4 protein-coding genes and 1 pseudogene are annotated in these 2542 nt (G+C 30.6%); all 5 read left to right on the top strand.

What is annotated here, in order from left to right; translation table 11 throughout:
* A partial coding sequence (locus tag C4S38_RS16235; protein WP_146059501.1) for a DUF1573 domain-containing protein occupies positions 1-162 on the top strand: 162 nt, incomplete at its 5' end.
* Positions 163-355: 193 nt separating this feature from the next.
* Positions 356-577, top strand: coding sequence for an NVEALA domain-containing protein (locus C4S38_RS15610; RefSeq protein ID WP_103984477.1), 222 nt, complete (start codon positions 356-358; stop codon positions 575-577).
* Between the two features lie 146 nt (positions 578-723).
* Complete coding sequence (locus C4S38_RS15605; protein WP_103984476.1) at positions 724-1749, top strand: BF3164 family lipoprotein; 1026 nt, start codon at positions 724-726, stop codon at positions 1747-1749.
* 66 nt (positions 1750-1815) lie between these two features.
* A complete protein-coding gene (locus C4S38_RS16345; protein WP_103984475.1) occupies positions 1816-2058 on the top strand; it encodes a DUF1573 domain-containing protein in 243 nt (80 codons plus the stop codon).
* A gap of 102 nt (positions 2059-2160) precedes the next feature.
* A pseudogene (locus C4S38_RS15595) lies at positions 2161-2542 on the top strand (hypothetical protein); the annotation flags it as partial.

Below are 2542 nucleotides of genomic sequence, written 5' to 3'. Positions count from 1 at the left end.
GCAGTAACTACTTTCGACAAACATCCAGCCAAGCCTGGTGAATCGCTCCACGTAACCGTTGAGATGACGCCAAAAGAATCCGGTATGTTCGACGAGACCATAATGGTAAAATGTAATACGGAGCAATCAATAACATTAAAAATACGGGGACAAGCAATATAATAAAAAGCAGGGAAGGAAACCTCTCAGACATTAGAACTCTTCCGGTAACCTTCCCCCTTGTCTCCACCTTAAAAGAAAGGAGGTGATGGAGCAAAAGTAAGAAGAATTAAAGAATAAAGAAATTTCCTATTGAAGAAGAGTAAATAAGAAATAAACGATTAAAAAATTAATAACATAAATACATAAAAATATCATGAAGAAGAAACTATTTGGTATAGCAATTGTTGCGATAGTGGCTGTTGGGGCTGCATGGAATGTAAATGAGAATAAGAATGAAGTTAGTTTGACTGATTTAACATTGAGCAATGTGGAAGCACTAGCTAGAGGAGAAGGTGGAGGAAGAGGATGTTCAGTAGATTTCTCTTCTATTTGTGAAACATCTCATAATGACTATACTGGTTATCGAAACAATTAATTATTAAAAGAGTAGGGACGTAAAAGTAAAATTTAACAAACTGCCATTTGTATAAATTAAATTCGAACAAAATTTTTCTATAGCTATGCATTGGTACACTTTTACGGTTCCTGCTCTTAATTTACAAATAATAAAATAAAATAGATATGCGTTATTGTATATTATTAATACTTTGTTTGTCGTTTTTTTCTTGTAAGAATAAAAATTTAGAAAAAAGAGCACAAACTTCTTTCTGGGAAGTGTCTGATTCATTAGACGTGGAAATAGGCACCCCGATGTTAATGCAGTTGTCTGATAATCTATTATTTGTTGATAGATCATTTTCTGCTCCTTACATGATCGATGCAATTGATATACGTAAAAATAAACTTTTATATTCTTTTGCAAAAAAAGGACAAGGCCCTAATGAGTTTATACAAATAACTAATATTGATGTCTTTCAGTCAAATAACCATCGGTATATTCAACTATTTGATAATATACAACGCAAAATATCTGTATATTCTATTGATAGTTTAAATCATAGTTTAGGAAAATGTCTTCCAATTATAGAAAAAAAATTAGATGAAAATACACGCTATCTAGAAATATACAGGATAAATGACTCCAGTTATATTGCTACAGGTAGAACAAAGCAGAAGTTTACATTTATGGATGAAAAATTGGATAAAGTAATCTCATGTGGAAATTATTTACAGGAGAATAACACAAACGTTGATTCAATGACCCGTTCTAAGGCCAACTATGGGCGCTTGTATTTATCTCCAAACAGAACTCAATTAGCCAGTGTCGTTTTTATGGCTGGAGTGATGGAATTATATAATATAAATGATGATACGATACAAAAAAAATGGGACTACTCTTTGCATAGCCTTAAATATAATATTCAAGAAAAAAGTTTACTTCCCTTAAATCCAATGGGGTATTTAGCTGCTGGGTTTGTAAACAATTATTTAATCGGGTTGTATTCAGGAGAAGAAAAAAAAGGAGGAACTAGTTACGGTAATGAATTCCATATATTCGATCATAATGGAAATATAAAACGAAAATATTTGTTATCATCTAAAATATTGAATTTTTGCATCGATAAAAACACAAATTCAATATATGCAATATCTTATAGAGAAGATCCAAAGATTTTGATTTATAAGATAGACGAGCAAATAAAATAAATAATAACAGATAAAAAGAATAAAAATTTAGTGATTCTAATCCACTCAACATAAAGTTCTGAATATATTACCATTTGCATTTTTGCTTTACAAAATACAGGAAATAATTCACTTGTTATACTAGAAACCAGTACATCCGTAAGTTGTGCTGCTACAACATTTGATAAACACCCTGCCAGGCTAGGTGAAACTCTTAACCTGACAGTCAAAATGACTCCAAAGGAATCTGGTATATTTGATGAAACTATTATGGTAAAGTGTAATACAGAAAAACCCTTACAACTAAAAATTCGGGGATATGCCGAATAAAAAATAATTTTAAACTTACAACTAGTATAAAGATACTGAAAGTAAAATTCCAAAAACACTTTTTTAAGATATAAAAAATTAATCTAGTTATATTCAAAATATATGAAAAATTCCTTTTATATAGTTTTTCTATCTTTATTATCTTGTATACAAACAGAAAATAAAAGACTATATAATGTTTTAGAATTCGCTGAAAATAATCGTATAGAATTAGAAAAAGTTCTGGTTCATTACAAAAATGCTCCTCAGAAACTTGCCGCCGCCAAATTTTTGATAGAGAACATGCCGGGACATGCAGGATATGATTCAGTATCTATAAACAATTGGCAACCTATTTATGATCAACTAACTGTTATATCAGAAAAGTATAATTGGGAAAGATCCGGTTTATGGGCAAGAGAAACCAGAGCCTTTGGAGAAAACATACGAATAAATATTTCACCTCTTTCCATGCAACAAGACATTTCTACAATCAAAGCTGATT

Source organism: Parabacteroides chinchillae (genome assembly GCF_900108035.1).
Classification (GTDB): Bacteria; Bacteroidota; Bacteroidia; order Bacteroidales; family Tannerellaceae; genus Parabacteroides; species Parabacteroides chinchillae.
The sequence above is the reverse complement of the archived record's forward strand: the minus strand, read 5'-3'. Positions and strand labels throughout refer to the sequence as shown.